The organism is Streptomyces sp. JNUCC 64 (assembly GCF_054484115.1).
Genome location: NZ_CM137015.1, coordinates 5773852 through 5795256 on the forward strand (window position 1 = coordinate 5773852; position 21405 = coordinate 5795256).

Here is a 21405-nt window from a genome sequence, read left to right on the forward strand (position 1 = left end):
AAGCCGCCGGGGAGACCCGGAAGGCACACAGCACGGGGCTATAGCTCAGTTGGTAGAGCGCCTGCATGGCATGCAGGAGGTCAGGAGTTCAATTCTCCTTAGCTCCACAAGAAGTTGAAGCGGAAGGTCCCACCCGGAGAACCGGGTGGGACCTTCCGCTTTCCCGTCTCGGTCTCCGTCACCCGTCGGCCCGTTCCAGGGCCGGACTCCCCGGGCCAGGCGACCCCGCCGGAAACGGAGGCCGGGGCGGAAGCGGCGGAAGCGGGGGGTACGCGGGAAGCGGCGGCCGGGACCCGTGCGGGTCCGCCTCCAACCGCAGCGCCAGCGCCGGACAGCGCCGCACCGCGCGCAGTGCCCGTGTCCGCGCGGCCTCCGGCACCGGCACCTCCGCCGCCGACGGATAGCCGTCCGGGCCGAGCCGGAGCAGTTCGGGCACCAGGTCGGCGCACAGCCCGTGCCCCTCGCACCGCGTCCAGTCCACCGTGAGCCGCTGCCGGGCGGGCTCCGTGCCGCCCGCCCCGGCCACCGCGCCGCCGTCCCCGTCGGGGAACGGCCGCAGCGGCAGCGTCCCCCGGACCGGACGGCCACAGCCGCCGCCCCGCACATGGGCCACGAGGTCGTCGCCGAACGCGGCGAGCGAGGACTCCACGAACGTCGCCGCGCCGTCCGGGTGGCGGCACGCGCCCCGCCCCCGCACCGCCCGGGTGACCTCCCGCAGCGCCTCCAGCGCGACCGCGCCGCCCCCCGTGAGGACGTCCTCCAGACCGCCCGCCGCGGCGGGCAGCCCCCGGAAGCAGGGGCCGCACTGTCCCGCGCTCTCGCCCGCCAGCCAGCGCGCCACCAACAGCGCCTCCCCGAGGGGGCAGGTGTCCTGGGCGAGCGGCAGCACGGCCCCCGCCCCGAGCGCCCCGCCCGCCGCCTCCAGCGCGGCCCGCGACACCACGGCGCCGTGCGCCGCCGAGGCCCCCAGCCACTTCCCGTGGTAGCCGCCGGTCAGCACGCCCTGCGGCAGCGGCGGCGCCCCGGCGAGCTGGAGCACGTACCGCAGCGGCACCCCCGAGGGGGCTTCCAGCACCAACGGCCGGGCCACCGCGCCGGACACCGTGAGCAGCACCGTCCCCGGCTCCTCCCGGACCCCGACGGCGCCGTACCGTTCCGCGCCCATCCGGGCCGCCACCGCGAGCTGGGCGAACGTCTCCGCGTTGGACAACAGGGTCGGCGCCCCGCCCACCCCCGCCTCGGCGGCGCGCACCCGGCGCCCCGGCGGCACCGGCGGTCCACCGTCGATCGAGCGGATCAGCGCCGACGACTCCCCGGTCACCATCCGCACCGGATTGCGCCGCACCCGCGCGCGGAGCGGGTCGCCACGACGGTCGGACAGTCCGCGCTCGGCGAGCGCCCCCTCCATGGACCGCTGGGTCGACTCCCGGGTCACCCCGACGACGAGGGTGCGCGCGCCCAGGGCCTCCGCCACCAGCAGGGCACCGTCCAGGACGAGGTGCGGGGCACGGTTGATCAGGACGGTGTCCTTGCGGCAGGCGGGTTCGTCCTCGCTGCCGTTGACCACCACCACGGGACGCGTCCCCCGGCGGACCGCCGCGTCCGCCACGGCGCGCAGCTTGCGCGCGAACGGGAACCCGGCGCCGCCCCGGCCCCGCAGTCCGATCCGTTCCGTGAGCGCGGCCAGCCGTTCGCCGCCCATCGGGGCGAGCGGGCCGTGGACGCCCAGGTGGGTGCCGAGGTCGAGCCGTTCGGCGAGGTCGAAGCCCGAGGTGAGCAGGGGCAGCCCCACGGTCCTCACCTCGGGCACGTCGGGCAGGCCCGCGCCGCCGCTCACGGAGCGCCGCCCGGGGAGGCGTTCCGGGAGCCGCCGGGGGCGGTCCGGTCGCCGCCCGGCCGGGGGAGGGCCACGGGTGCCCCGACCGCCCGGCGGGCGGCCGTCGTCCCGAGCGCCCCGGGGGTCTCCACACGGCCTTGGACGGCCGGGGCGGCCCCCGGGGCCCCGGGGGCCGTCAGGGGGCGCGGCGGGGCCTCGTAGAGGCGGGGGGACGGGGCGGGGACCGGGGGCGCGTACGGACCCGGGGGCGCGTACGGACCGTACGGGGGCGTGGACGGCCCGTGCGCGGGCCGTCCGGGCGTTCCCGCCGGGGTGGCCGGGGCCGTCGGCGGGGCGTGGCCGTCCGGGCGGGCGCCCGGTGGGGCCTGCTCGCCGAAGTGGCCGTCCGGTGGGACGTGGCCGTCCGGGTGGCCGTCCGGCGGGGCGAGGAGACGGGCCGTGACGCGCCGCCGCACCGCCGGGGGAGCCGCGCGCAGCCCGACCGTCGCGATCACGGCCACCAGGCTCAGGGCGTACAGGAACGTCACCCAGCCCGCGGCGGGCCGTCCGGCGAACAGCCCGTGCAGCAGCGCCGCGCACCAGGCGGGGTACGCCAGGGCGTGCGTGGCGCGCCAGCGGGCCGCCGCCGGGGCCGGCGCGGCGAAGGACGCCCGCAGGGCGCCGGTGAGGCCCGTGACGGCCATCAGCAGGGCCGCCAGCGAGCCCAGGCCGACCAGTCCGGCGTTGCCCGTGAGGCCGAGGCCGAAGGGCACCAGCGCGGCCGGGAACGCGATGTGGGCCAGGACGGCCTTCACGGTGATGTGCAGCAGCAGGAAGACGAGCGCGGCGACGGCGGTCGTCCGGTGGACCGCCTGGGCGAGCAGCCGTTGACGGGGGCTCAGGAAGGTCCGGTCCGAGGCGACGAGTCCCCAGACCACCGAGCAGGTGAGCGCGACCAGGGCGAGCACCCCCGCGGCGAAGTCGGCGAAGCCGCGCGCGCCGTCGCCCCCGAGGACCACGGTCAGCGGCACCAGCGCCACGGTCCCCGCCCCCACCACCGCCCCCCGGCCGACCCGGACGGCCGGTGCGGTGCGGGGACGGCCCCGCCGACCCGTGCCACGGGAACGGCGGCCCCCCGTGGGCTCCCGGGGGCTGCGAGGTGTGCGAGGGCTCATGGGGCGACTCCCAGTGGCGCGGCAAAGTGGTCCCGCTGCGGCACTCTAAGGTCGGTCCGGTACCGAGGAGTACCGGCTTCGGGCATCGGCCCGCCGGTGGACGGGGGTCCGGCCGGAGCGTTGCCCCGGTAAGGCCCGGTACGCGGGGTAACCAAGGGGTGGCCTCCCGTGTCACGGGCCCGCCCCGTGGCCCGCTCGGCGGGCCGTCCCGCGGCCTCTCCCACGGATCGCCCCGGGGCCGGTCCGCCACCCGTCAGCCGACCGTTCCGGAGTCCGTCCCCGCCGCCGCCCTCCCGGGCCCGTCCGGGCGCCACGGAGGGCCCTGCCCGGGGCCCGCCGTACCGCCCGGGCGCCGTCGCCGGGGCGGTACGCCTGCGGTACCCTGGCGCCATGCGTGCCGTACGCCTTCTGCTTAGCGGGCCGCGCTGATCAGTCCCGACGGATCCGGTCGGCATCAGCGCGGCGCCCCCTCCTGTGCGAGGGGGTTTTTCGTTTCCCGGCCGCGCCGCGACCGGGAGACGAACGGGTCGACGACCGCAGGCAGATGACGACCGATGGAGCTTGAAGGACCATGAGCGAGACGAACTCTTCCCCCGCCGCCGCGGAAAGCGCCGTGGAGGCCGCCGCTCCGCACCGGTACACGGCCGCCATGGCCGCCGACATCGAGGCGCGCTGGCAGGACGCCTGGGAGGCCGAGGGCACCTACGAGGCCCCCAACCCGAGCGGCGACCTGGCCGGGGACCCGGACGTCGTCGCCCGCCCCAAGAAGTTCATCATGGACATGTTCCCGTACCCCTCGGGCGCGGGACTCCACGTGGGCCACCCCCTGGGGTACATCGCCACCGACGTGTACGCCCGCTACCAGCGGATGACCGGCCACAACGTCCTGCACACCCTGGGCTTCGACGCCTTCGGCCTGCCCGCCGAACAGCACGCGGTCGCCACCGGCACCCACCCCCGGGTCTCCACCGAGGCCGCCATGGACAACATGCGCCGCCAGCTGCGCCGCCTGGGCCTGGGCCACGACCGGCGCCGCTCGATCGCCACGATCGACCCCGCGTACTACAAGTGGACCCAGTGGATCTTCCTCCAGATCTTCAACTCCTGGTACGACGAGGAGGCGGGTCGCGCCCGTCCCATCGACCAGCTGATCGCCCAGTTCGACAGCGGTGAGCGCGCCGTCCCGGGCACCACGCGCGCGTGGCGCGACCTGAGCGCCACCGAGCGCGCCGACGTCCTGGGCGGATACCGCCTGGCCTACGCCTCCGAGGCGCCCGTCAACTGGGCCCCCGGACTGGGCACCGTCCTCGCCAACGAGGAGGTCACCGCCGACGGCCGCTCCGAGCGCGGCAACTTCCCCGTCTTCAAGTCCAAGCTGCGCCAGTGGAACATGCGCATCACCGCCTACGCGGACCGCCTGCTGGCCGACCTGGACGGACTGGACTGGCCCGAGGCCATCAAGCTCCAGCAGCGCAACTGGATCGGCCGCTCCGAGGGCGCCCGCGTCGACTTCCCCGTCGCGGTCGACGGAGCCGCCGCCGCGCCCGTCACCGGTGCCGTCGCCGGAGGCACGGAGACCGCCCCCGGCACCGACGTCATCACCGTCTTCACCACCCGCCAGGACACCCTCTTCGGCGCCACCTACATGGTGCTGGCGCCCGAGCACGAGCTGATCGACCGGATCGTCCCGGCGGCCTGGCCCGAGGGCACCCAGGACGTCTGGACGGGCGGCCACGCCACCCCCGCCGAGGCCGTCGCCGCCTACCGCAAGCAGGCCGCCGCCAAGTCCGACGTGGAGCGCCAGGCCGACGCCAAGGAGAAGACCGGCGTCTTCACCGGCGCGTACGCCACCAACCCGGTCAGCGGCGACCCGGTCCCCGTCTTCATCGCGGACTACGTCCTCATGGGCTACGGGACCGGCGCCATCATGGCGGTGCCCGCCCACGACACCCGTGACTTCGCCTTCGCCCGCGCCTTCGACCTGCCCGTGCGATGTGTCGTCGAGCCCGGCGACGGCCGGGACGCCGACCCCGCCACCTGGGACGACGCCTTCGACTCGTACGACGCCGTCCTGATCAACTCCACCGGGGAGCACGTCTCCCTGGACGGTCTGGGCGTCACCGAGGCCAAGGCCCGCGTCACCGAGTGGCTGGAGCGCGCGGGCATCGGCGAGGGCACCGTCAACTTCCGGCTGCGCGACTGGCTGTTCAGCCGTCAGCGCTACTGGGGCGAGCCCTTCCCGATCGTCTACGACGAGGACGGCGTCGCCCACGCGCTCCCCGAGTCGATGCTGCCCCTGGAGCTGCCCGAGGTCGAGGACTACTCGCCGCGCACCTTCGACCCGGACGACGCCGACACCCGGCCCGAGACCCCGCTGTCCCGCAACGCCGACTGGGTCAACGTCACCCTGGACCTCGGCGACGGCCCGCGCGCGTACCGCCGCGAAACCAACACCATGCCCAACTGGGCCGGTTCCTGCTGGTACGAACTGCGCTACCTGGACCCGCACAACGACCGGGAACTGGTCGCCCCCGACATCGAGCGGTACTGGATGTCCCCGCGCGAGGGCATGCCCACCGGCGGTGTGGACCTCTACGTGGGCGGCGCCGAGCACGCCGTGCTCCACCTGCTGTACGCCCGCTTCTGGTCGAAGGTCCTCTTCGACCTGGGCCACGTGTCCTCGCCCGAGCCGTTCCACAAGCTCTTCAACCAGGGCATGATCCAGGCGTACGTCTACCGGGACGGCCGGGGCATCGCCGTGCCCGCCGCCGAGGTCGAGGAGCGCGACGGCGCCTTCTACCACCAGGGGGAGAAGGTCTCCCGGGTGCTCGGCAAGATGGGCAAGTCCCTGAAGAACGCCGTCACCCCCGACGAGATCTGCGCCGAGTACGGGGCCGACACCCTGCGCCTGTACGAGATGGCGATGGGCCCCCTGGACGTCTCCCGGCCCTGGGACACCCGCGCGGTCGTCGGCCAGTACCGGCTGCTCCAGCGGGTCTGGCGCAACCTGGTGGACGAGGCCACCGGCGAGCCGACCGTCACCGACGACGCGCCCGGCGAGGACGCCCTGCGCGCCCTGCACAAGGCCGTCGACGGGGTCCGCCAGGACCTGGAGGGACTGCGGTTCAACACCGCCATCGCCAAGATCACCGAGCTGAACAACCATCTGACCCGGGCCGCCGGGCCGCTCCCGCGCGCGGTGGCCGAGCCCCTGGTGCTGCTGATCGCCCCGCTGGCCCCGCACATCGCCGAGGAGCTGTGGCGGCGGCTGGGCCGCACCGACTCGGTCGTCCACCAGGACTTCCCGGTCGCCGACCCGGCCTACGTGGTGGACGAGAGCGTCACCTGCGTGGTGCAGGTGAAGGGCAAGGTCAAGGCCCGGCTGGAGGTCTCCCCGGCCATCTCCGCCGAGGAGCTGGAGCGGGTGGCCCTGGCCGACGACAAGGTGCGCGCCGCGCTGGGCGACGCCCAGGTCCGCAAGGTCATCGTGCGGGCGCCCAAGCTGGTCAACATCGTGACGGCGTAGGCGGCCGTCGCACGACGCGACGCCGTGTGAACGGTCCGGCCCCGGGGGACACTCTCCCCAGGGGCCGGACCGACGCGGCCCCTGGGGTTCCGCCCGGGGTCCGGGAGGCCCGCTCCAGTCCGTAAGAGACGGCCTGGGCGGAGCGGCCGGTGCCCTGGGCGCTCCCGGTGGAACGCGGGTGGCGGTGCCGTGGGGCCCGAACGGCACTCGGGGTCTCCCCTAAGGGGACGTCCAGGGTTGTTCGGGGACGGGGGAGGGAACCCCCCAACGGCTTTCCGCGTTTACCGTGGAGAGCCTGACAGGACCGGGAGAGGAACGCCGTGGAAACCGTGATCGCCCTTGTGGCGCTGCTCTTCGTCCTCTTCGTGGCGGCGGGCGTCTACGCGGCGGTCAAGGTCGTGGGCGCCGCCAAGCGGGGGGTGGACCGGACGATCCACCAGGCACGGCGCACGGTCGAGGACACCGCGCTCAAGGCCAAGCGCTACACCCAGGTCGGTCCCGCCGGGGAGTTGGCGCAGCTGAGGCTGAAGCTGCGGACGTCCATGCGGGCCACCCAGGACGCGCTGCAGGCCCATGTCGACGAGGACGAGTCCCTCCGGGAGTCGCTGACCCTCTTCGAACGCCTCAGCGCCCACGGCCACGAGCTGGACCGTGAACTGAAGCTCCTGGAGAACGAGCCCGACCGGTCCAGGCTCAGCGCCCGGCTGCCCGAGCTGCGCGAGCGCACCGACCAGATCACCGGCTCCGCCGACTCGCTGCGCTGGGCCGCCCGCGACCGCGCGCACCGCTTCGCCGACGACGACCTCAACTCCCTCAGCCAGCAGATCGACATGGAGTCGGACGCCCTGCGGCACTGGACGTCCGTCGCGGGTCAGGCCCCCAGCGGGGAGCCCGCCTCCGGCACGGCCCCCGCCGCCGAGCCGTGGCCCGAGGCGCCCGCCTCCCAGGAGCCGGACACGGGCCGCCGCCAGACCTGGCCGGGCGCGGAGTCCGACCCGCCCGCCATCGCCCCGGCCGCCCCCCGGCCCACCTACTCCTGGGAGAAGAAGCCCCGCCCCGAGAGCACCACCTGAGCACCACCCGACCGGGGCCCCTGGCCCGAACCCCCGGTCCCCGCCGCCCGGGGAACGCCTCCGGGCCCGACGCCGGATCCGGGGACGCTCCCCGCTCCGGCCGGTCCGCTCCGGGAGGCGACCAGGACCGGAGCGCCGGAGAGCGAAAGACCGGGGACCACGGACGTCTCGGCGTCACTGACGGGCCCGGACTGCCGCCGCCGAACCCCGGAGGGTAATCTCCAGGCCATGTCCCGCCATGTCGCCATCGTCACCGATTCCACGGCCTACCTGCCGGAGCGGACGATGCGACGGCACGACATCACCTCCGTACCGCTCACCGTGGTCCTCGGCGGCCGCGCGCTGGAGGAGGGCACCGAGATCTCGGCCCGCTCCCTGGCGGAGGCCCTCCAGAAGCGCCGCCCCGTGACGACCTCCCGCCCCGCCCCCGAGGTGTTCGCGGCGACCTACCGGGAGGCCGCGGCGGCGGGCGCCACCGGCATCGTCTCCCTGCACCTCTCCTCCGAACTCTCCGGCACCTACGATGCGGCCGTGCTCGCCGCGCGCTCCGCGCCGGTGCCGGTGCGGGTCGTGGACACCGGGATGATCGCGATGGCCCTGGGGTTCTGCGCGCTGGCCGCCGCCGAGGCCGCCGCGGCGGGCGCCTCGGTCGACGAGGCGGTGGCGGCCGCGGAGAAGCGGGCCGAGGGGACCTCCGCCTACTTCTACGTGGACACCCTCGACTATCTGCGGCGCGGTGGACGGATCGGCGCGGCCCAGGCCCTCCTCGGGTCGGCGCTCGCGGTGAAGCCGCTGCTCCAGCTGTCGGACGGCCGTATCGAGCCGTTGGAGAAGGTCCGCACGGCGACGAAGGCCATCGCCCGGCTGGAGGAACTGGCGGCGGAACGCGCGGCGTCCGCCGGGCCGGTGGACATCGCCGTGCACCATCTCGCCGCGGCGGAGCGGGCGGCGTCGCTGGCCGAGCGGCTGCGGACCCGGATCCCCACGCTCGGCGAGGTCCACGTCAGCGAGGTGGGTGCGGTGATCGGGGCGCACACCGGGCCCGGGCTGCTGGGGGTCGTGGTCTCGGCCGGGGCCATCTGAGCGAGGGGCGCGTTGAGCGAGGGCGCGTCAAGGCGAGGGAACGTCAAGCTGACACCTTGCTGAGCACTCGTGAGGGTGGCCGAGTTATCCACAACTCCCCTGTCATCCACGGGTTTTACCCATGATCGTCCCGGATCGGATCCGGCGCCTACCGTCGAAGACATGACTCCTCGCCCCTCTCCCGTCGTGTCCGTCCGTCCCGCTCGTCTTGCCCGTCCCGCTCGCTCCGCCCGGACGTTCCCCGGTCTCCGTGTTCCCCGCTCCTCGCGCTCCGCGCGTACTGCCGCCCCGCCCGCCGGGGCTCCCGGGCCGGACGGAACGGGGGGACGGCCTCCCGGGCGCCGTGAGCGGATCGCGCTGTTCATGGGGGAACGGCTGCCCCTGTGGGTCCGGACCCGGTGCGGACTGGAACGGCGTGGGCTCGTGGTGCTGGTGGTGGTGCTGGTCCTCGGAGTGGGGCTGGCCGCCCACCACTTCTGGGAGGCGCGACCCCAACCGGTACGGGTACCCCAGTCGGTGGGACCGGCGCCACCGGAGCGGGGCGGCGGTGATCCCCGTCCCGGTACGGGAGCGGAGGGGACGGCCGGTGCGGGGACGGCGCCCGATCCCCGTCCCGGTGCGGCGGGGGCGGACGGACGGCGGGTCGTCGTGGACGTCGGGGGAGAGGTGCGGCGGCCCGGGGTGCTGAGGCTGCCCTTCGGCGCGCGGGTCACGGACGCCCTGCGCGCGGCCGGGGTGCGCCCGGGAACGGATCTGACGGGACTCAACCAGGCCCGGGTCCTCGTGGACGGCGAACAGGTCGTGGTCGGCGCTCCGCGTCCGGAGCCGGGCGGGGAGCCCGACGGGAACGCCCCGGTACCGTCCGGCCCGGTCGCCCCCGGGCAGGCTCCGGGACCGGTGTCACTCGGCTCCGCGACCGTCGAACAGCTCGACGCGCTGCCCGGTGTCGGTCCCGTACTGGCCCAGCGCATCCTCGACCACCGGGCCGCGCAGGGCGGATTCCGGACCGTCGAGCAGCTCCGGGACGTGACGGGGATCGGCGAGCGACGGTTCGCGGATCTGAAGGACCTGGTCCGGCCGTGAACCGGAACAGCCTCCCGGCCACGACCGGTTCCCGCTCCGGGGATTCCGGTTCCGGGCCGGCCACGGCCGGGGACGGGGAGGCCCCCTCCGCCGATCTGCGGCTGGTGCCTCCCGCCCTCGCCGTCTGGGCGACGACGGCGTGGGTGCTGGTCGCGCCGGGATGGTTCCTCCCGGTCGTGATCTGCGGCCTGGCGGGGGCCGCCGCGCTCCTGGCGCCCGCCCGGTGGTGGCACCCGCTGTGGTGGCGCCCTCCCGGGACGGTCGGCACTGCCGGGACGACGGGGACGACGGGGGCGTCCAGGACGACGAGGGCGTCCGGGACGGCGGGGTCGCCCAAAGCGGTCGGGACTTCCGGGACGCTCGGTTCCGTGCGACTGACCGGTGCGGCGGTGCTCCTGTGCGTCGTGGCGGCCGCGGGGACCGCCGCGTCGTCCGCGGCGGATCTGCGGCGGGGGCCGGTACCGGAGCTCGCGGACCGCTACGGGGAGGCGACGTTCGAGGTGGAGGTGCGGGCCGATCCGCGCCGGGCGCCGCCGCGCCCGGGGAGCGGTGGGACGGCGCCACCGCTGGTGCTGCTGGACGCGCGGGTGGTCCTGGTCGACGAGCCGGACGGGACGGTCACCCGGACCCGCACCCCGGTCCTGGTCACCGTTGACGCGGGGCGTGCCGAGGACCGCTGGCTGGAGGTGCTGCCCTCCACCCGGCTGAGGATCGCGGGACGGCTGTCGCCCCCGTACGGCGGCCGGTCGGACATCGCGGCCGTGCTGAGGGCGGACGGCGCCGCCGGGCCGCACGGGGTGGCCCGGGCGTCGGCGGTCCAGCGGTTCGCCGGGCGGCTGCGCGGCGGGCTGCGGGAGGCCACCGAAGGGCTCTCCCCGGACGCGCGGGCACTGCTCCCGGGCCTGGTGGTGGGGGACACCTCACGGGTGGGCCCCGAGCTGCGGGAAGCGTTCCGGGCGACCGACCTGACGCATCTGCTGGCCGTCAGCGGCGGGAACTTCGTCATCCTGCTGGCACTGCTGACCGGCCCGCCGGGGACCGCGCAGTCGGCGGAACGCCGTGGGCTGGCGCCCGGGCTCGGCCTCTCCCTGCGGACCACGGCCGTGCTGGCGGCGGGGCTGAGCATCGGGTTCGTGGTGGTGTGCGGGCCGGAGCCCAGCGTGGTGCGTGCGGCCGCGTGCGGGGGGATCGCCCTGCTGGCGATGGTCACCGGACGGCGCAGATCACTGCTCCCGGCGCTGGCCGCGGCGGTGCTGCTGCTGGTGCTGTACGACCCGTGGCTCTCCCGCAGCCCCGGTTTCCTGCTATCCGTCCTGGCGACGGGAGCGCTGCTGACGGTGGCTCCCCGCTGGAGCGGAGCGCTGCGGCGGGTGGGTGTTCCGGGACGCCCGGCCGAGGCCCTGGCGGCGTCGGCCGCCGCGCAGGCGGTGTGCGCCCCCGTGGTGGTGGTCCTCGCCGAGCGGGTCAGTCTGGTCGCGGTGCCGTGCAATCTGCTGGCCGAGTTCGCGGTGGCGCCCGCCACGGTGCTGGGGTTCGGGGCGCTCGCCCTGTCCCCGGTGGTCCCGGCGCTGGCGGAGGCGTCGGCGTGGTGCGCGGGCTGGCCGGTGGAGTGGATCGCACGGGTCGCGCGGGCGGGGGCGGCCCTGCCGGGGGCGACGGTGGCCTGGCCGGGGGACGGCTGGCGGGGCGCGCCGCTGCTCCTGGTGGTCACCCTGGCGGTGGTGGTGGCGGGTCGGTGGCTGCTGGGGCACCGGTGGCTGGCGTCGCTGTGCGCGGTGGCGCTGGTACTGACGGTGGTGCGTCCCGTGCCGTTGACCCGGCTGGTCACCGGGTGGCCGCCACCGGGGTGGCGGATGGTGATGTGCGATGTCGGCCAAGGGGACGCGCTGGTCCTCGCGGCGGGCCCGGCGAGCGGGGTGGTGGTGGACGCGGGCCCGGACCCGGTCCGGATCGACCGCTGTCTGCGGGCGCTGGGCGTCACCCGGGTGCCCTTGGTCCTGCTGACGCACTTCCACGCCGATCACGTCGCGGGCCTGTCGGGCGTGCTCCGGGGCCGGGACGTGGGAGTGGTCGAGACGACGGGGCTGGCGGAGCCGGTGGCGCAGGCCGCGCTGGTCCGCCGGGTCACGGCGACCGCCGGGGTGCCCCTGCGGCAGACGGTGGCGGGGGAACGGCGGCGGGCCGGGCCGGTCGACTGGGAGGTGTTGTGGCCCCCGGGAGGCGAGTCCGGGACGGCCGGTGCCCAGGCGGTCGGGGCGGCCGGGGCCGCCGGGGTGGCCCGGGAACCGAACGACGCCAGTGTGACGCTGCTGGTGCGGACGGGCGGACTGCGGATGCTGCTGCTCGGGGACCTGGAGCCCCCGGCGCAGCGAGCACTGGCCCGGGGCCCGCTCGGTGCCCGGTCGGCACGGGTGGACGTCCTGAAGGTCGCCCACCACGGGTCGGCGTTCCAGGACCCGGAGCTGCTCGCCCGCACCGGTCCGAGCCTGGCGCTGGTCTCGGTCGGCGCGGACAACCCGTACGGGCACCCGTCGCCCCGCACCGTCCTGGCGCTGCGGAAGGCAGGAGCCCGGGTGGCGCGCACGGACCGCGACGGTTCGGTGGCGGTGGTCGGCTCCGACCAGGACGGGGCGGTGGCCGTAGCCACGGAACGAGGGGGGTGAGGCGAGCCCGAGCCGGGAGGGCGGGGAGGCGGGGGCGGGGGAGGGCGGGGCGGGGGAAACGAGACGGTCGTTGCGTACGGAAACGATGGGCAAACGGTCGGACAAGGCCGGAAGCACAGCGGTGAAGTGCGATATTCAACGACTTGACCAGGACTTTTGAAAGAAGGTGGAGAAAATCGTCAGGTTGTGAAGAAGGTCCGCGCGTTTGCTTCGCAAGCGGTGAAGGTGATCGAATGCCCGTCGAATTGAACGTTTGAACGTCGAACCTTGTGATGCGACCGTGGGGTGTTTCGGAATGCTGGGCCGTTGGCTGGAGAACCGCAGGAACGCGCGACGGGTCTCGCCCGTCTCGGCGGTGACCGTGCCACCGGCCGCCGGAGTGCTCAGCGGCCGGGTGCTCGACCTGGTCGCCGAACCGGTGCGGAACGCGGAGCTGACGGTCGCCGACGCGGTCGGCCGTACGCTGGTCAGGGGCGGTACGGACCCGTACGGGCAGTTCGTGGCGACGGTCCCGACGGGGGAGTACCGGGTCGCGGTCGAGTCCGAGGGGTACGCGCCCCACCGGGGCAACGTCACGGTGGTGGAGGGCGGCCACGCCTCCCTCGGCGACGTGGTCCTCCAGCCGGTGCCGCCGCAGACGCCGCCCGCCGCCGGGGACTGGACGGTCGATCCCGCGCACTCCTCGATCGGCTTCACGGCCCGGCACATCGGACTGGCGCGGATCCACGGGCGGTTCAACACCTTCGCGGGGGCGCTGCGGGTCGGTGGGCGGATGGAGGAATCCGCCCTGCACGTGGTGATCGACGCGGCCTCCATCGACACCGGCGTCCAGATGCGCGACGACCATCTGAAGTCGGCTGAATTCCTCGACGTGGAGCGCTTCCCCACGCTGGAGTTCTACAGCGACCGGTTCGTCCACCGGGGCGCCAACCGGTGGCACGTCATCGGGGCGCTCTCGCTGCACGGCGTGACCCGTACGGTGACCCTCGACACCGAGTACCTGGGCCTCGGCAACGGCATGGAGGGCGAGACCCGGGCCGCCTGCCGGGCCACCGCCGAACTGCGCCGCGAGGACTTCACGATCAGCTGGCAGACGATGCTCGCGCGCGGGATCGCCGCGATCGGCCCCAGCATCGAGGTCACCCTCGACATCCAGGTCGTCCCCAAGGGCTGACGGACCCGGTGCCCCCTCCGGGACGCGTCGGCGCGGCACCTGCGGTGGCATCGGCACGGCACCGGCTGGCCGTCCCGCCGTCGCGGTGCCGGAGAATGACCGGGTGAGCGATGTGAGACACGTACTGGTGCTGCCCGACCGGGACGCGGCGGAAGAGGCGGCCGAGGAGCTGCGCGAGCGGTTCGGCGTGCGGGAGGAGCCGCAGCTCGTCCGGGACGCGCTGGCCGGGGAGGACGACGCCGAGGACGCCCAGTGGCTGGTGGTCGTCGAGGACCCGGGCGGCCGTCTGGACCCCGGGGCCCTCGACGACTACGCGGCCGAGTGGGAGGGCTGGCGGGAGGAGCAGTGACGGTGCGCCCCCTTCCCGCCGGGGCGGGACTGTCGGCGGGGCATGGGATGCTGGGCCGTGATGGCCAAGAAGACCGCATCCGACGATCCGCTCGCCCCCGTCACGCTCGCCGTGGGCCAGGAGGAACTGCTCCTCGACCGCGCCGTGCGGGAGGTGGTGGCGGCCGCGCGGGCCTCCGACCCCGACACGGACGTCCGTGACCTCACGCACGACCAGCTCCAGCCCGGCACCCTCGCCGAGCTGACGAGCCCCTCGCTGTTCGCGGAGCGGAAGGTCGTCGTCGTACGGAACGCGCAGGACCTCGGCGCGGACACCGTCAAGGACGTGAAGGCGTATCTGACCGCGCCCGCCGAGGAGATCACCCTCGTCCTGCTGCACGCGGGCGGCGCCAAGGGCAAGGGGCTCCTGGACGCGGCGCGCAAGGCGGGCGCGCGCGAGGTGGTCTGCCCCAAGATGACGAAGCCCGCCGACCGGCTGGCGTTCGTGCGCGGCGAGTTCCGGACGCTGGGACGGTCCGCCACCCCCGAGGCGTGCCAGGCGCTGGTGGACGCGATCGGCAGCGACCTCAGGGAGCTGGCCTCGGCGACGGCCCAGCTGGTCGCGGACGTCGAGGGCACGATCGACGAGGCGGTCGTCGGCCGCTACTACACGGGCCGGGCCGAGGCGTCGAGCTTCACCGTCGCCGACCGGGCGGTCGAGGGCCGGGCCGCCGAGGCGCTGGAGGCCCTGCGCTGGTCCCTGGCGACGGGGGTCGCCCCGGTGCTGATCACCAGCGCGCTGGCCCAGGGGGTCCGCGCGATCGGCAAGCTGTCCTCGGCGCGCGGCGGCCGTCCCGCCGATCTCGCCCGTGAGCTGGGCATGCCGCCGTGGAAGATCGACCGGGTCCGTCAGCAGATGCGGGGCTGGACCCCGGACGGCGTGGCCGTGGCGCTGCGGGCGGTCGCGGAGGCCGACGCGGGAGTCAAGGGCGGCGGCGACGATCCCGAGTACGCGCTGGAGAAGGCCGTCGTGACCATCGCCCGGGCGGCCCGCTCCCGCCGCGGCTGACCGCTCCCCCTGCCCCGGGACTGACCGACCGCAGGCCCCGCCGGGACCGGTTCGACCGTGGCGTCGAGGTCTGACGTGCGGGCTGACCGGCAGCCGCACCGGGATCGGGCCGCCGGCCTGATCCGACCGCTGGCAAGGACGGCCGCCGCCACCCGGCCGAGCTGGAGCTGGGAGCCGCTGGCCGACCCCGGGCGGCGGTCCGCGCCGACTCGCCCCGCGCCCCGACGGCTACGCGCCGCACCGCTTTCCCCGGCCGACGGCTCTCCCCGGGCGGCCACCGAACCGGAGCGACCGCTGTGCCTGGGCCCGCCGAACGGGACGGGCCCGTCGAAGGGGTCGCCCACCCGGATCGGACCCGGGTCACCTGGATCGGACCCGGGTCACCTGGACCGGACCCGGGTCACCTGGATCGGACCCGGGTCACCCGGACCGGACCCGGGTCACCCGGACCGGACCGGCCCTCCGGACCAAGGCAGCCACCACCAGGGCCGGGGTCAGACACCCGTAAGGGCCACGTACCGGGGGCGGTCGCGAGGTCGACCCGGGCCGTGTGGACACGGCGGCGGCGCCCGAGGACGGCGGAGGACGCCCGGGCGCGGAGGACGAACGCCGAGGGCCCCGTTCCGCCACCTGGGGAAGGTGGGGGAACGGGGCCCTCGGTTCACGATGCTGGATCGGCACCCGCGTGGCGAACGCAGGCCGCGTGCCGACCCGGGGATGCCGGAAGGGAGCGGAAGAGAGGGCCCGCTGGGTCCCCTCCGGCGTCAAGTCGGTGCGATCCGGACCGGGGGAGTGAACGCGTCACGTCCCGCCCGGTTCGCGGTGTCCGTGGGGCTAGGCCCCACGCACGGTTCAGCCCTTGAGGGCGGCGACCTGGGAAGCCAGGGACGACTTCTTGTTGGCGGCCTGGTTCTTGTGGATGACGCCCTTCGAGACGGCCTTGTCGAGCTTGCGCGAAGCCTCGCGCTGCGCGGCGGTGGCCTTCTCGACGTCGCCCGCGGCGACGGCCTCACGGGTACGGCGGATCGCGGTCTTCAGAGAGGACTTGACGGCCTTGTTGCGCAGCCGCGCCTTCTCGTTGGTCTTGATCCGCTTGATCTGGGACTTGATGTTCGCCACGAATGAGCCTTCACAGGTTCGGAGGCGTGCGCGGGCCGCGACCCGTACGCGCCGGTGATGTCGTCCTTCGGTGGCGCCACGGACCGGGACCGGGTGAACCGGCTGGACCGGGGAGCCGAGCGGGCCGCCGGGAATCCGGCCTTCCGCGTCGTGTCCCCAGCTGAGAGGGCGGGAGACACAGCCACCCAGACTACCAGTCGGCCTCCGGGCGGCCCAAACCGGCCGCAGCCCGTCGCCCATGGGACGATGGGGGCTACGTAACGATCCGAGCCGAGGCGTGAGAAGCCTCAAGAGACAGGACCCTGCGTGCCCGCGACCTCTCAGCATGTGCCAGAGCCCAGCCGTACCGCCCCGGCTCTCCTCCGTAATTTCTGCATCATCGCGCACATCGACCACGGCAAGTCCACGCTAGCCGACCGCATGCTCCAGCTCACCGGGGTGGTCGACCAGCGGCAGATGCGCGCCCAGTACCTCGACCGCATGGACATCGAGCGGGAACGCGGCATCACGATCAAGTCCCAGGCGGTCCGGCTGCCCTGGGCGCCGAACTCGGGCCCCGACCAGGGGACCACCCACATCCTCAACATGATCGACACCCCGGGTCACGTGGACTTCACGTACGAGGTGTCCCGGTCGCTCGCCGCCTGCGAGGGGACCGTCCTGCTGGTGGACGCCGCGCAGGGCATCGAGGCGCAGACCCTCGCCAACCTGTACCTGGCGATGGAGAACGACCTCACGATCATCCCGGTCCTCAACAAGATCGACCTCCCGGCCGCGCAGCCGGAGAAGTTCGCCGAGGAGCTGGCGAACCTGGTCGGCTGCGAGCCCGACGACGTCCTGCGGGTCTCCGCCAAGACCGGGGTGGGCGTCGACGAGCTGCTGAACCGCGTGGTGGCCGAGGTGCCCCACCCGGTCGGTGTGGCCGACGCCCCCGCCCGCGCGATGATCTTCGACTCGGTCTACGACTCCTACCGGGGCGTCGTCACCTACGTCCGGGTGGTGGACGGCCAGCTCAACAAGCGCGAGCGCATCCGCATGATGTCGACGGGCGCCACCCACGAGCTGCTGGAGATCGGCGTCAGCTCGCCCGAGATGCTGCCTTCCGACGGGCTCGGCGTGGGCGAGGTCGGCTATCTGATCACCGGGGTGAAGGACGTCCGGCAGTCCAAGGTCGGTGACACGATCACCAGCCAGCACAAGGGCGCCGAGACGGCCCTCGGCGGCTACAAGGACCCCAAGCCGATGGTCTTCTCCGGGCTGTACCCGCTGGACGGCTCCGACTACCCGGACCTGCGCGAGGCGCTCGACAAGCTCCAGCTCAACGACGCCGCGCTGGTCTACGAGCCGGAGACCTCCGCCGCGCTCGGCTTCGGCTTCCGGGTGGGCTTCCTCGGGCTGCTGCACCTGGACGTGATCCGGGAGCGGCTGGAGCGCGAGTTCGGCCTCGACCTGATCGCGACGGCGCCCAACGTGGTCTACCGCGTGATCATGGAGGACGGCACCGAGCACGTCGTCACCAACCCGAGCGAGTTCCCCGAGGGCAAGATCGACGAGGTGTACGAGCCGGTCGTCCGGGCGACGATCCTCGCGCCCAGCGAGTTCATCGGCTCGATCATGGAGCTGTGCCAGGCCCGGCGCGGGGTGATGCTCGGCATGGACTACCTCTCCGAGGACCGGGTCGAGATCCGCTACACCCTGCCGCTCGCGGAGATCGTCTTCGACTTCTTCGACCAGCTCAAGTCGAAGACCCGGGGCTACGCGTCCCTCGACTACGAGCCCACCGGCGAGCAGACGTCCCAGCTGGTCAAGGTGGACATCCTGCTGCACGGCGACAAGGTCGACGCCTTCTCCGCGATCACCCACAAGGACCAGGCGTACGCGTACGGCGTCCGGCTGGTCGCCAAGTTGCGGGAGCTGATCCCGAGGCAGAGCTTCGAGGTGCCCGTCCAGGCCGCGATCGGTTCCCGGGTGATCGCCCGGGAGACCATCCGCGCCATCCGCAAGGACGTCCTCGCCAAGTGCTACGGCGGTGACATCTCCCGGAAGCGGAAGCTGCTGGAGAAGCAGAAGGAGGGCAAGAAGCGGATGAAGATGGTCGGGTCCGTGGAGGTCCCCCAGGAGGCGTTCATCGCCGTGCTGTCCAGCGACGACAGCGGCGGCAAGGGCGGCGGCAAGAAGTAGCCGCTCCCGGGCACCCATCCGCCCGTACGCACACGAGCCGGGCCCCGGTACGTCAGCCGACGTGCCGGGGCCCCCGGCTTTCCCCGGCACGCGCCGGGCCCCGGGACCCCGGCGCACACCGCGCCGCGTCCGGTACGGTCGCGCTCCCGTACCGGACGAACCGCCGCGCGGCCGTACCGATCGACAACTGTGACCAGTCGGGGCATCCGACCCCTTACGTACGGGACGGGCTCGCTCTAACCTGATCACCACCCAGTGGTTACCAGTGAGTTAAGCAAGCAATCCACCCACTCCCAGCAGCCGCAGCGAGCCGCACACAGTCAGACGCACCACGCACTGTCGCGGGCCCGGAGGACGTCGTGAGCGACACACAGAACCTGATCGAGAACCGGCCGCCCTCGGTGGCCCATCTGTTCCTGGAGCGCGTCGAACGGACCCCGGACGCCGAGGCGTACCGGTACCCGGTCCCGTCCGCCCCGGGCGGTGGCCCCGACGAGTGGCGTTCCCTGACCTGGGGCCAGTCCGCCGAGCGGGTGTTCGCCGCGGCGGCCGGACTGGTCGATCTGGGCGTGGCCCCCGAGGAGCGCGTGGCGCTGATGTCCGCGACCCGGGTGGAGTGGATCCTCGCGGACCTCGCGATCCTCTGCGCGGGCGCCGCCAACACCACGGTCTACCCGCAGACGAACGCCGCCGAGTCGGCGTACATCATCGCGGACTCCGGCAGCCGGGTGCTCATCGCGGAGGACGCCGAGCAGCTGGCCAAGGCCCGGGCGTCCCGCGCGGAGCTGCCCGACCTGGCGCACGTCGTCCTCATCGACGCCGACGGCTACGCACCGGACCCCGAGGACCCCGAGGGCTGGGTGCTCACCCTCGCCGAACTGGAGGCCCGGGGCGCCGCGCTGCTGGCCGACAGCCCGGACGCGGTCAGGGAGCGGATCGCGGCGATCACCGCCGACCAGCTCGCCACCCTGATCTACACCTCCGGCACCACCGGCCGCCCCAAGGGCGTCCGGCTCCCGCACGACAACTGGTCGTACATGGCCAAGGCCATCGCGGCGACCGGACTGGTCGGCGCGGACGACGTCCAGTACCTGTGGCTGCCGCTCGCCCACGTCTTCGGCAAGGTGCTGCTCTCCTGTCAGATCGACGTCGGCCACGTCACGGCGGTCGACGGACGCATCGAGAAGATCGTGGAGAACCTGGCGGTCGTCCGGCCCACCTACATGGCCGCGGTGCCCCGCATCTTCGAGAAGGTCTACAACGGGGTGTCGGCCAAGGCCCGCGCGGGCGGGGCGGCCAAGTACCGGATCTTCCAGTGGGCCGCCGGGGTGGCCCGCGAGTACGCCCGGACCAGCCAGGACAGCTTCCGCCGCACCGGCCGCGCCGACGTCCCCCTCGGGTTGCGCTCCCAGCACCGGATCGCCGACAAGCTCGTCTACGCGAAGCTGCGCGAGGCGTTCGGCGGACGGCTGCGGGCCTGCATCTCCGGCTCGGCGGCGCTCTCCCCGGAGATCGGCTACTTCTTCTCCGGCGCCGGGGTGCACATCCTGGAGGGGTACGGGCTGACCGAGTCCTCGGCCGCGTCGCTGGTCAACCCGGGCGAGGCGTACCGCACCGGCACGGTCGGCAAGCCGCTGCCGGGCACCGAGGTGCGGATCGCCGAGGACGGCGAGGTGCTGCTGCGCGGTCCCGGCATCATGGCGGGCTACCACGGGCTGGAGGAGAAGACCGCCGAGGTGCTGGAGAGCGACGGCTGGCTGCACACCGGGGACATCGGAGAGCTGTCGGCCGACGGCTATCTGCGGATCACCGACCGCAAGAAGGACCTCATCAAGACCTCGGGCGGCAAGTACGTGGCCCCGGCGGAGATCGAGGGCCGGTTCAAGGCCCTCTGCCCGTACGTCTCCGCGATCGTCGTGCACGGCGCCGACCGCAACTTCTGCAGCGCGCTGATCGCGCTGGACCAGGCGGCGATCCTCGGCTGGGCGGAGGAGAACGGCCTCGCTGGGAAGACGTACGCGCAGGTGCTCGCCGCACCGGAGACGATCGCCATGGTCGACGGGTACGTCACCGAGCTGAACCAGGGCCTCCAGCGCTGGCAGACCATCAAGCGGTTCCGCGTCCTGCCGCGCGACCTCGACGTGGAGCACGGTGACCTCACCCCCAGTCTGAAGCTCAAGCGGCCCGCCGTGGAGCGCGAGTTCAAGCATCTGCTGGACGAGATGTACACCGGCGCGAAGGAGTCCTGAGCGCTTCTGAGCGCTCCGGCGCGTGGCACCGGACGACGGCGTCCGGCCGGTGTCGCGCGCCCCTCGCTCACTCCGTGCCTCCAGCAGCTCAGTGGGCCACCCGGTCCCGGCGCATCTCCCGCAGCGCGCGCCCCAGGTCACCGATCTCCGCGCGGAGGTCGGTCGCCGTGTGGTCCCGGCAGGACGGCGCCTGGGCCATCCGCCGTTCGATCACCGCCAGCCGGTCCGCCAACTCGTCGAACTGCCGCTCTTCCCGGGCCAGCAGCCGCTCCAGCAGCCGGTTCTTGCGGTGCAGGTCCAGGAAGACGGTCACCTTGGCGCGCAGCACCCAGGGGTCGAACGGCTTGGTCAGGTAGTCGGCGGCCCCCGTGGCGTACCCCCGGAACGCGAACCCCGAGTCCGGGTCCGAGGCGGTGAGGAAGACGATCGGCACCTCCCCGGCCGGGTGCAGCCGTCTGATCTGGGCCGCCGTCTCGAAACCGTCCATCCCGGGCATGTGGACGTCCAGGAGGACCACGGCGAAGCTCCGCCGCCGTACCGCGCGCAGCGCCTCCTCGCCCGAACGGGCCCGCACCAGCGGTTCGTCGAGGGGACCGAGGACGGCTTCCAGGGCCGTCAGGTTGTCCTCCATGTCGTCGACCAGCAGGATGCCCGCCCGGTCGTCGCCCGGTGCCTCAGCCTTCATCGTGACAGTGCCTCATCGTTCGTCGCCCGCCGTCCGGAACCGGGCCGGGGCGGTGGTCGTGCTCGTTCGTGTCCGTGCCCACCCGAGCCCCGTCGCCGGGAGCGCTCGGGCCCGGGCTACGCCGTTCGTCGTAGGCGGTGTCCCGGATGCGCGTGGACGCCCTCAGGCCCGTGCGGAGGGAA

14 protein-coding genes and 1 tRNA gene are annotated in these 21405 nt (G+C 74.1%); 11 read left to right on the top strand and 4 right to left on the bottom strand.

Going from position 1 to position 21405, the window contains the following annotated elements; all coding sequences use genetic code 11:
- Positions 1-34 precede the first annotated feature (34 nt).
- Positions 35-107 (top strand) — tRNA-Ala (locus ACVWNX_RS23920).
- A gap of 71 nt (positions 108-178) precedes the next feature.
- On the opposite strand, the gene ACVWNX_RS23925 is transcribed toward ACVWNX_RS23920, so the two are convergent.
- Both ACVWNX_RS23925 and ACVWNX_RS23930 read right to left on the bottom strand, forming a co-directional pair.
- Positions 179-1801 (bottom strand): NADH-ubiquinone oxidoreductase-F iron-sulfur binding region domain-containing protein, encoded by a 1623-nt coding sequence (locus ACVWNX_RS23925; RefSeq protein ID WP_454414910.1) that lies wholly within the window; start codon positions 1799-1801, stop codon positions 179-181.
- Positions 1802-1833: 32 nt separating this feature from the next.
- On the bottom strand, positions 1834-2847 hold the full coding sequence (locus tag ACVWNX_RS23930; RefSeq protein ID WP_454409782.1) for a cytochrome b/b6 domain-containing protein: 1014 nt from the start codon (positions 2845-2847) through the stop codon (positions 1834-1836).
- A gap of 715 nt (positions 2848-3562) precedes the next feature.
- Between ACVWNX_RS23930 and leuS the strand changes: the two genes are divergently transcribed.
- From leuS to holA, 8 genes are all read left to right on the top strand, one after another.
- On the top strand, positions 3563-6517 hold the full coding sequence (leuS, locus tag ACVWNX_RS23935) for a leucine--tRNA ligase (protein WP_454409784.1): 2955 nt from the start codon (positions 3563-3565) through the stop codon (positions 6515-6517).
- A gap of 320 nt (positions 6518-6837) precedes the next feature.
- Complete coding sequence (locus ACVWNX_RS23940; RefSeq protein ID WP_454409786.1) at positions 6838-7590, top strand: AAA family ATPase; 753 nt, start codon at positions 6838-6840, stop codon at positions 7588-7590.
- 228 nt (positions 7591-7818) lie between these two features.
- Positions 7819-8673, top strand: coding sequence for a DegV family protein (locus ACVWNX_RS23945; protein ID WP_454409788.1), 855 nt, complete (start codon positions 7819-7821; stop codon positions 8671-8673).
- A 363-nt stretch (positions 8674-9036) separates the two neighbouring features.
- Positions 9037-9756, top strand: coding sequence for a helix-hairpin-helix domain-containing protein (locus ACVWNX_RS23950; RefSeq protein WP_454409790.1), 720 nt, complete (start codon positions 9037-9039; stop codon positions 9754-9756).
- Positions 9753-12419: a ComEC/Rec2 family competence protein gene (locus ACVWNX_RS23955; protein ID WP_454409791.1), complete on the top strand. Its 2667-nt coding sequence runs from the start codon at positions 9753-9755 to the stop codon at positions 12417-12419. The genes ACVWNX_RS23950 and ACVWNX_RS23955 overlap by 4 nt, the downstream gene beginning before the upstream one ends.
- Positions 12420-12714: 295 nt before the next feature.
- Positions 12715-13593 carry a YceI family protein gene (locus ACVWNX_RS23960; protein ID WP_454409793.1) on the top strand — a complete coding sequence of 293 codons (879 nt, stop codon included), beginning with the start codon at positions 12715-12717 and terminating at the stop codon, positions 13591-13593.
- Positions 13594-13696: 103 nt separating this feature from the next.
- Complete coding sequence (locus ACVWNX_RS23965; RefSeq protein WP_454409796.1) at positions 13697-13942, top strand: hypothetical protein; 246 nt, start codon at positions 13697-13699, stop codon at positions 13940-13942.
- Between the two features lie 60 nt (positions 13943-14002).
- Positions 14003-14989: a DNA polymerase III subunit delta gene (holA, locus tag ACVWNX_RS23970; RefSeq protein WP_454409797.1), complete on the top strand. Its 987-nt coding sequence runs from the start codon at positions 14003-14005 to the stop codon at positions 14987-14989.
- Between the two features lie 852 nt (positions 14990-15841).
- On the opposite strand, the gene rpsT is transcribed toward holA, so the two are convergent.
- A complete protein-coding gene (gene rpsT, locus ACVWNX_RS23975) occupies positions 15842-16108 on the bottom strand; it encodes a 30S ribosomal protein S20 (protein ID WP_454409798.1) in 267 nt (88 codons plus the stop codon).
- Between the two features lie 306 nt (positions 16109-16414).
- Here rpsT and lepA point away from each other — a divergent pair, with 306 nt between their 5' ends.
- Positions 16415-18289 (top strand): translation elongation factor 4, encoded by a 1875-nt coding sequence (gene lepA, locus ACVWNX_RS23980; protein WP_454409800.1) that lies wholly within the window; start codon positions 16415-16417, stop codon positions 18287-18289.
- 359 nt (positions 18290-18648) lie between these two features.
- Positions 18649-20538, top strand: coding sequence for an AMP-dependent synthetase/ligase (locus ACVWNX_RS23985; protein ID WP_454409801.1), 1890 nt, complete (start codon positions 18649-18651; stop codon positions 20536-20538).
- An 88-nt stretch (positions 20539-20626) separates the two neighbouring features.
- On the opposite strand, the gene ACVWNX_RS23990 is transcribed toward ACVWNX_RS23985, so the two are convergent.
- The gene (locus tag ACVWNX_RS23990) at positions 20627-21223 is read right to left on the bottom strand and encodes a response regulator (protein ID WP_454409803.1); all 597 of its coding nucleotides are present in this window, start codon (positions 21221-21223) and stop codon (positions 20627-20629) included.
- Between the last annotated feature and the right edge of the window lie 182 nt (positions 21224-21405).